We start from the raw sequence: 8,456 nt of genomic DNA, 5'->3' as shown, positions 1-8,456 counted from the left end.
GATCAAAAACAGCAGGTCGCTTGATTCTCATACACCAGATTTGACTATAGCTCCCGTATCAAACGGTTACGTAAGGTTGCAGGTGTTCGTTGCATCCACAAACGTAGATTTAAAGTCACTACCGACTCTAAACACAAACTGCCGATTGCACCTAACCTGCTTAACCGTGAATTTAATCAAACCACTGCTGATTTCGCTAAAACTTGCATGTAAAAACTTGAGAAAAATGTAGCATTCTCGAAATACTTACCCGTCCACTAAATCGGATCTAGCTCATTCTTCCAAGAAATAAAGATGTGAGAGAATAAAAAGATAAAAATTTAAGTCAACTATTCCGTGAGGCGCAAGATAAATTGATAAGGCGAACAAAGACGGATGCGTAACGAAAATCGATTATGAGCATAAAGCCTCGGTTAACAACCTTACTTCATCTTCCGAATCTTTTAAAATAGTGCTTAGTGTTACATCATCGGTTAACAAATCAACGTTGGCGCAAGCATTACACCCTTTTTGGTCAGAGGGTAAAGCAAAAGGAGATTTGATCGGAGCCAGTTGATTGGCAATTAGCAGTGTATCGCCGAGTGAGCTTGGTGGAAATGCTAAATACCCTTGCCATAGATAAATTATATTCTCCAATACCAACTCTGGTACTGAAAGTGCTTTTAAGATGGCAGTGCCGATGATAATTTCACAATTGAGCTCATTCTCGTCTTCCAGCTCGTCGTCACTGTTCCATGAACTCGCCATGCTTTCATCGATTAATCCCGGAAAATATTTTTCTCGAGCTAATAAGTAAAACCAGCTGATTTCATGGATCATTCCGGCAAACATGGCTGTTTCCGGATCTTGCCGTGTGACTCGACGTGCGATCACTTGGGCTAGTGCAGCTACATAAGCGGAATGTTTCCATAATTGGGTAACTTGCTCACTTTTAGCTAACGATGCTACTAGTTGTTGCACCACCACGGCTGTTGCTAAATTTCGCACCGTTCGCATGCCAATCAGCGTAACCGCTGAGCGCACATCGGTGATTTTTCTGCCTGAGCGGTTAAACACAACTGAATTAGCGATTGCAACCACCTTTGTCGATAGCAACGGTTCGGCTTGAATCAACCGTACTACAGAATCGATACTACAATCGGGATCTTCTAATTTTTCCTTGATCTTGATCGCCGCAGTGGCTGACGTCGGAAAAATCAATCGACCTTGTTCTACTTCGGCTGCCAATACACCTAATATTGCGCTTTTTTCCATAAATACCTCTTTTCACTGTACCGGGCACTGCGTGATTTATTTTCACTATCCTGTAGGTTACGCCAAGATGCTAAAAATAAATTAACAAAAAGAGCAGCTAATAGAAGCTATTTCTAGTGCATTCTGTTGTAACAACTGAAATAATGAATAGTTTTGTAACCGGCAGCGTCTGTGGCAGCTTATAATGAAACCTTTATCTTGTATATAATCCTAATTATTGCAAATTTAAATATCGGTTAAAACTCAATCCATGGACACCACAGACATCAAAAGTTATATGTATTTCGTTGGCCAGGAGGCACGTGCGGCTTCCCGCTTGGTTGCGAAAGCCGATACTGCGGCTAAAAACCAAGCATTAACCGCGATGGCCAGTGCAATCCGACGCGATGAATCATCTCTATTGGCGGCCAATGCTAAAGATCTGGAGAATGCGCGCGCGAAAGGCCTGGATGCCTCAATGATCGACCGGTTAGCTTTGTCGGCTAAAAGTGTGGCAACGATGGCGGAAGGTTTGATGCAGATTGCTGCATTGGCTGATCCGGTGGGAGAAATCAGTGAATTGAATTACCGTCCATCCGGCATCCAGGTAGGAAAAATGCGTGTGCCTCTTGGTGTCATCGGAATTATTTATGAAGCACGCCCAAATGTGACGGCTGACGCTGCGGGTTTGTGTTTGAAATCGGGCAATGCAGCTATTTTGCGTGGCGGCTCGGAAGCCATTAATAGTAATCAGGCAATTGCTGCATGCGTAAAAGAAGGATTGCGCTTGGCCGGATTACCGGAAACGGCGGTACAAGTGATTGAAACCATCGATCGCGCGGCAGTTGGTGAACTAATCGCGATGAAAGATTTTGTTGACGTGATCGTACCTCGTGGTGGTAAAGGTTTGATCGAACGTATTACAAAAGATGCACGCATTCCAGTGATTAAACACTTGGATGGTGTTTGTCATGTTTACATTGACAATGAAGCAGACTTTGATAAAGCGGTACGGATAGCGGATAACGCAAAAACCCAACGATACGGTACCTGCAACACGATGGAAACGCTACTGATCCACGAAGCAATTGCACCGAGGATATTGCCAGTGCTGAGCAAAATCTATTTAGATAAAGGCGTCGAGCTACGAGGCGATGAAACGGCTTGTAGCATCATCCCACATATGAAAGCGGCTACTGAGCAAGATTGGTATGAAGAATACCTGGCCCCTATATTGAGCATCCGCATTGTCGATGGATTGGATCAGGCGATTGACCACATTACGAAATACGGCTCGCAACATACCGATGCGATTGTTACCGAAAACTATGCCCGTGCGCGCCGCTTTCTACGTGAAGTCGATTCCAGTTCAGTGATGGTCAATACCACTCCGCGTTTCGCAGATGGATTTGAATACGGTCTGGGTGCAGAAATTGGCATTTCTACCGACAAAATCCATGCTCGCGGCCCAGTTGGACTAGAGGGATTGACCAGTCAAAAATATATCGTGCTGGGTGACGGGCAGATAAGACAATAAATTCATCAATAAAAAAGGTGTTATGGCGCAAGTTGTTGAAGTAAAGATTCCCGATATCGGTGATTTTAAGGATGTTCCAGTTATCGAAGTGCTTGTTGCACCCGGAGCATCAGTTGAAAAAGAAACCTCGCTTATTACGCTGGAAACTGATAAAGCTTCGCTGGAAATACCTTCTCCACACGCCGGAGTGATTAAGGAAATCACAGTTAAAGTCGGCGATAAAGTATCTGAAGGCTCGGTTATCCTGACTTTGACAATAGCTGAACAATCCACGGATGCAGGGAGTCTTAAAAGAGCAGCCAGAGACAGCCAAGAAATACCGGCGGCATCAGTCGCTACTTCAATCCCATCAACGCAATCCATGTCACAAGGCGATATTCATGCGGAAGTGGCGGTTATTGGTGCCGGCCCCGGAGGATATACCGCGGCTTTCCGCGCAGCTGATCTAGGGAAAAAAGTGGTCCTAATCGAGCGTTATCCGACGCTCGGTGGCGTGTGTTTGAATGTAGGCTGCATTCCATCCAAGGCTTTGCTACATATTGCCAAGGTAATTACTGAGGCGGAAGAGGTGCAAGCACAAGGAATCGTATTTGGCAAGTCTCAAGTAGATATTAGCAAGCTGCGCAACTGGAAGGAATCAGTCATCAGCAAGCTGACCAAAAGCCTGAAAGTGTTGGCTAAACAACGAAAAATTACAATTATTCATGGTATCGGAAAATTTGCCACGCCACATCTAATACAAGTTGAAACAAGCGAAGGCGAAAAAACGGTATCATTTGACAATTGTATTATTGCAGCGGGCTCCAGTGTGACCCGTATCCCCGGTTTTCCGTATGACGATCCACGCTTGATGGATTCTACCGATGCTCTCAAATTAAGCGATATACCTCAACGTATGTTGGTTATCGGAGGCGGTATTATCGGTTTGGAAATGGCGACCGCCTATGACGCACTGGGAAGCAAAATCAGTGTTGTGGAATGGATGGATCAATTGATTCCGGGCGCTGATGCTGACCTGGTAAAGCCATTGTACCGCCGCATTAAGAAACGCTACGAAGCGATTTATCTTAAAACCAAAGTAACTCAGATTGAGGCTGGAAAAGACGGACTCACTGTGACCTTTGAAGGCGAGAATGCGCCGAAACCGCAAATCTATGATCGCATTCTGCTGGCGGTTGGGCGCCGCCCTAACGGACGCGCCATCGGTGCCGAGGAAATTGGCATTCAAATCAACGAGCGCGGTTTCATTTCTGTGGATCAGCAGATGCGCACCAATCTTCCGCATATCTTTGCAATCGGAGATATCGCTAGCGAACCAATGCTAGCCCATAAAGCAACCTATGAAGGTAAACTAGCCGCCGAGATAATCGCCGGACACAAAGCAGCTTTTGATGCCCGCACCATTCCTTCAGTGGCATATACCGATCCCGAGATCGCCTGGATGGGCCTGACCGAGAAAGAAGTTATTCAGCAGGGAATTGATTACGAAAAAACCAGCTTCCCTTGGGCAGCCAGCGGCAGGGCAATCTCAATAGCACGTGAAGAAGGATTAACGCAACTACTCCTGGACAAAAGCACACGACGTATCCTGGGTGCCGGTATTACAGGCGTCAATGCCGGTGAACTGATCACTGAAACTGTACTGGCATTGGAAATGGGCGCAGATATGCAAGACATTAGTTTGACAATCCATCCCCACCCCACCCTTTCGGAAACAGTTTTATTTGCAGCCGAAATGGCAGAAGGAACTATTACCGATCTTTTTATACCTAGGAAATAGTTTCATTGACAAACCCATAAGTTATTGTCAAAAAATAATCTTTACAATTACTTCAATTTCTATCATGACCCGCAAAAAAATTTATCTCATTTTATTCATCCTCCTCAGTATATGCAGTGGGGTGAAAAATTCATTTGCGACACATATTTCGCAACCTATCTTAATCAACCCTAAAACACACTATGCTGTTGGCGACACCATTATTCTAAGTGGATGGGTGGAATACAATATGCAACCCGCACCTGATGTTTTACTTAATTTCAGGCTAATTCGTTTTGATGGATCGCTAGTAGCGGATCAATCCTATCCTAGCAACCAGGAAGGCAGTTTTGAATTTAAATTAGATACCCAGAAAGAAACTCCCGGTGAATATCAATTCACCGTTACGTCGCATTGTTTGGAAATTCATCGGTATACCTGTACTTATAAAAGTCAAACGCTATCTATTCAGCTAAGCAATCCATAGCAATATATGACCGCGTAAAGCTTATTGAGTATCGCAAAGCAAGGATATTTCAAGCTGCGCTCAATAAATGGACAGATTAACTGATATTATTCGTGCAATTATAATGCCATCGTTTAGATAATTAAAAATAAGAAAGCTATGAGAATTATTCACCGGCCTTACGCGAAAACTTGTTGCTGTTATTTGTTGTTAGCGTTCGCAGTATTCATCTTATCGGCCTGTAACACACGTGAAAGCCAACTAGTTGAACGTGAAGCCAAGATTAGTGCTAGAGAATCAGAGCTAGTTTCCTTGTTATCTGAATTGGTTGAACAAAAAAAATTGTTAGAAAAAAACGATTCCGAGAATCTTCCCGAGGCAATACAGAACTCAGCGGAAAAAACTTGTTCGTGCGATTCAAACCCTGATGAAGAAACCATAAAGAAACCACCGGATATGACTGAGGCTAAAACTAAAACATTATTGGGTGACATAGAAAATATTTTTCTTGATCCTCCTGGCATGGAATTTAGCGCACGAATCGACACCGGAGCGCAAACTTCCTCGTTGAATGCGCTCGATATTGTTGAGTTTGAACGAGATGGAAAGCCTTTCGTAAAATTCAACATCATTCATCCGCTTACTGGAGAGAAACTGGAACTGACTCGGCGATTACGACGGCACGTACGAATTAAGGGACGTGGCGGCAGGGAATCACATCGCCGCCCGGTGGTCAAAATTCGTGTTGTACTCGCCGATATTGATGAGCAAATCAATTTTACACTGGAGGATCGCAGTCGCTTCAAACACCAAATACTGATCGGGCGCAATTTACTGCAAGATCTAGCTATTGTCGATGTCAGCAGGAGAAATGTTGCAACACCCAAAACCGAAAACTCAGACACAACGGGCAAGATTAAATAATGCATGCAAAACTAAGACTCTATATTCTCGTTATCCTAATCATGGGATTTGGAATTGGTCTGATTTTGTACAAACACTTTGCTTTAGGATTTCCCTTATTACCAGACGACAAGAAAGCAGTCTGGACTATTGAAGCTCGAATAGATTTTACCGCGCGCGGCGATCCTGTAATCGTGTCTTTTGCATTACCCCCGAAGACTCCTGATATTGTTTTTATGAAAGAAGACTTCGCTTCCCCTGATTACGGGTTTAGTGAAGTTACTTCACCGACTGGGCGTCGTGCTGAGTGGAGCAAAAGAACCGCAAATGGCCTGCAAACAGCTTATTATCGGCTTAGTCTGTATGAGACCGAGCAAATTGTTCCTACTCAATTAACAGATGACCTTCCCGCAGAACCTGAGAAACCTGAATTTGATGAAGTTATCAAGACGGCAGCAATTACTCTGTTGGAACAAGTGCATGGCAGATCAGCCAATACTGAAATTTTTACTCGTGAATTGATCACTACATTAAACTCCAAGGCGCCCAGCCAGAATCAGAGCCTACTACTTAATGAAAAATCTAGTGAAGATTATAAAACGCATTTAATTATCAATCTGCTGGCAATGGAAGGGATCAGCGCGCGTATTGTCCGCGGGTTGTACTTGGAAGATGGCCGTCGCAGACAATCACTCATCAATTTTGTGGAAGTTTATATTGGTGGGCAATGGCTCTTGTTTAATCAGAATACCGGCATACATGGAAAACCGGAGAATTTTCTGATCTGGCAGCGTGGCGATCAATCTTTGCTCGATGTAGTGGGCGGCAAGAACTCACAAATATCATTCGCTATTATTAAGAACGTTCATTCGACCCGCAACTTGGTGGTAAGCGATGGCATGAACAAACAAGCTGGCTTGGTAGATTTCTCTATCTACAGTCTACCCATTGAGCAGCAGAATGCATTCAAAATGATTTTATTGCTCCCTATTGGCGCTCTAATTGTTGTTATCATGCGTTTACTGATAGGCATAAGGACTTCCGGCACTTTTATGCCTATTCTGATTGCATTAGCGTTAATACAAACGACCTTGCTGACTGGCATTATCATTTTCTTAACAGTTGTCGGAATAGGACTACTGATCCGATCATACTTGTCACGTCTAAATCTCCTGTTTGTAGCGCGCATCTCGGCCGTGATTATTGTCGTGATCGCAATCATCGCAAGTATCAGCATCATCAGCAACAAACTCGGGCTTGATCAGGCCATGACGGTCACTTTCTTTCCAATGATTATTCTATCTTGGACCATTGAACGTATGTCGGTGCTATGGGAAGAAGATGGTCCCCGAGAAGTATTTATCCAGGGAGGCGGTAGTCTGTTGACGGCGGTGATTGCCTATTTGTTTATGACCAACCAAACCGTTGAGTACTTGACTTTTAATTTTCCCGAATTGATGCTGGTTAATCTGGCCCTCATCCTAGTGTTGGGACAATATACCGGTTACCGTTTGTCCGAGTTGTATCGATTTCATTCACTGGAAAGACGCAATGCTTCTGGCAAGCGCTAAAAAACTCAGAAGTTTAGGCATCATCGGGATGAATCAAAGAAATTTTGGTTTGATCTCTCGTTATAACCCGCGCCATTTGTATCCCCTTGTTGATGACAAGCTCAAGACTAAACTGTTAGCGCAAAAAGCCGGCATTACGGTGCCGAAGTTACTCGGCACCGTGCAATATCAGCATGATGTCAAGTTATTGAAAGAAATACTCCACCCACATGATCAATTTGTGATCAAGCCAGTCAAAGGAAGTGGGGGCAAAGGTATTCTGGTTATTACTGAACATGATCATAGTCTTTACTTCAAACCCAGTGGTGATTCCATCCAGCTGGCGGAAATTGAAAGACACGTATCAAATATTCTAAGCGGTTTACATAGTCTGGGCGGCAAACCGGATACTGTCATGATTGAATCGCTGATACAATTGGATCCAGTTTTTTCAGACTATAGTTACGAAGGTATTCCAGATATACGTATTATTGTTTTTCGAGGCTACCCCATCATGGCAATGTTACGACTGACGACGCATGTTTCGGATGGTAAAGCCAATTTACATCAAGGTGCAGTGGGTGTCGGGATCGATATGGGATCAGGCAAAGCGTTGCATGCAGTGCAATACGGCAAATCTATTTCACACCACCCCGATACACGCAAGACATTCTCAGAATTAGCGGTTCCTCATTGGGATAAACTGCTGCAACTTGCCGCTGCATGTTATGAAATGACCGGATTGGGGTATTTAGGTGCTGATCTGGTATTGGACAGAGATCAGGGCCCCATGATTATTGAACTTAACGCGCGTCCTGGATTGGCCATCCAAGTGGCTAACTTTTCCGGCCTAGCGCCGCGCGTTGCTGCAATCGAGGCACTTAAAACTATTGATCTCGATCCGAAACTACGCGCCGCTTTCAGTAAGACTCATTTCGCTGCCGATGCAGATACTCCATCGGCTCGTCAGCTCCGCACACGTAGTAATGACCCTTGAGCTTGAAGCTA

General features: G+C 44.3%; 7 protein-coding genes and 1 pseudogene. 7 read left to right on the top strand and 1 reads right to left on the bottom strand.

The window, feature by feature from the left end:
* Positions 1-54: 54 nt before the first annotated feature.
* Positions 55-174: pseudogene (locus QZV86_RS02910) on the top strand (IS3 family transposase); the annotation flags it as partial.
* 219 nt (positions 175-393) lie between these two features.
* Here the strand turns inward: QZV86_RS02910 and QZV86_RS02905 are convergent.
* Positions 394-1,254 (bottom strand): HDOD domain-containing protein, encoded by an 861-nt coding sequence (locus QZV86_RS02905; protein ID WP_295623857.1) that lies wholly within the window; start codon positions 1,252-1,254, stop codon positions 394-396.
* 250 nt (positions 1,255-1,504) lie between these two features.
* Between QZV86_RS02905 and QZV86_RS02900 the strand changes: the two genes are divergently transcribed.
* The 6 genes from QZV86_RS02900 to QZV86_RS02875 all read left to right on the top strand — a co-directional run bounded on the left by QZV86_RS02900 (position 1,505) and on the right by QZV86_RS02875 (position 8,445).
* A complete protein-coding gene (locus QZV86_RS02900) occupies positions 1,505-2,770 on the top strand; it encodes a glutamate-5-semialdehyde dehydrogenase (RefSeq protein WP_295623855.1) in 1,266 nt (421 codons plus the stop codon).
* A gap of 22 nt (positions 2,771-2,792) precedes the next feature.
* Positions 2,793-4,550: a dihydrolipoyl dehydrogenase gene (gene lpdA, locus QZV86_RS02895; RefSeq protein WP_295623853.1), complete on the top strand. Its 1,758-nt coding sequence runs from the start codon at positions 2,793-2,795 to the stop codon at positions 4,548-4,550.
* 121 nt (positions 4,551-4,671) lie between these two features.
* Positions 4,672-5,016: a hypothetical protein gene (locus QZV86_RS02890; RefSeq protein WP_295623851.1), complete on the top strand. Its 345-nt coding sequence runs from the start codon at positions 4,672-4,674 to the stop codon at positions 5,014-5,016.
* Between the two features lie 138 nt (positions 5,017-5,154).
* Positions 5,155-5,919 carry a RimK/LysX family protein gene (locus QZV86_RS02885; protein WP_295623849.1) on the top strand — a complete coding sequence of 255 codons (765 nt, stop codon included), beginning with the start codon at positions 5,155-5,157 and terminating at the stop codon, positions 5,917-5,919.
* The gene (locus QZV86_RS02880; protein ID WP_295623847.1) at positions 5,919-7,469 is read left to right on the top strand and encodes an inactive transglutaminase family protein; all 1,551 of its coding nucleotides are present in this window, start codon (positions 5,919-5,921) and stop codon (positions 7,467-7,469) included. Before QZV86_RS02885 ends, QZV86_RS02880 begins: the two co-directional genes overlap by 1 nt.
* Before the next feature lie 28 nt (positions 7,470-7,497).
* A complete protein-coding gene (locus QZV86_RS02875; RefSeq protein ID WP_295623845.1) occupies positions 7,498-8,445 on the top strand; it encodes an alpha-L-glutamate ligase-like protein in 948 nt (315 codons plus the stop codon).
* Positions 8,446-8,456: the final 11 nt, after the last annotated feature.

This window comes from uncultured Nitrosomonas sp., from assembly GCF_902826915.1.
GTDB lineage: Bacteria > Pseudomonadota > Gammaproteobacteria > Burkholderiales > Nitrosomonadaceae > Nitrosomonas.
The sequence above is the reverse complement of the archived record's forward strand: the minus strand, read 5'-3'. Positions and strand labels throughout refer to the sequence as shown.

Excerpts from the sequence above, each read along its gene's own strand:
- QZV86_RS02905 (WP_295623857.1), bottom strand. The coding sequence starts at position 1,254 with ATGGAAAAAAGCGCAATATTAGGTGTATTGGCAGCCGAAGTAGAACAA.
- QZV86_RS02900 (WP_295623855.1), top strand. The coding sequence starts at position 1,505 with ATGGACACCACAGACATCAAAAGTTATATGTATTTCGTTGGCCAGGAG.
- lpdA (WP_295623853.1), top strand. The coding sequence starts at position 2,793 with ATGGCGCAAGTTGTTGAAGTAAAGATTCCCGATATCGGTGATTTTAAG.
- QZV86_RS02885 (WP_295623849.1), top strand. The coding sequence starts at position 5,155 with ATGAGAATTATTCACCGGCCTTACGCGAAAACTTGTTGCTGTTATTTG.
- QZV86_RS02880 (WP_295623847.1), top strand. The coding sequence starts at position 5,919 with ATGCATGCAAAACTAAGACTCTATATTCTCGTTATCCTAATCATGGGA.
- QZV86_RS02875 (WP_295623845.1), top strand. The coding sequence starts at position 7,498 with ATGAATCAAAGAAATTTTGGTTTGATCTCTCGTTATAACCCGCGCCAT.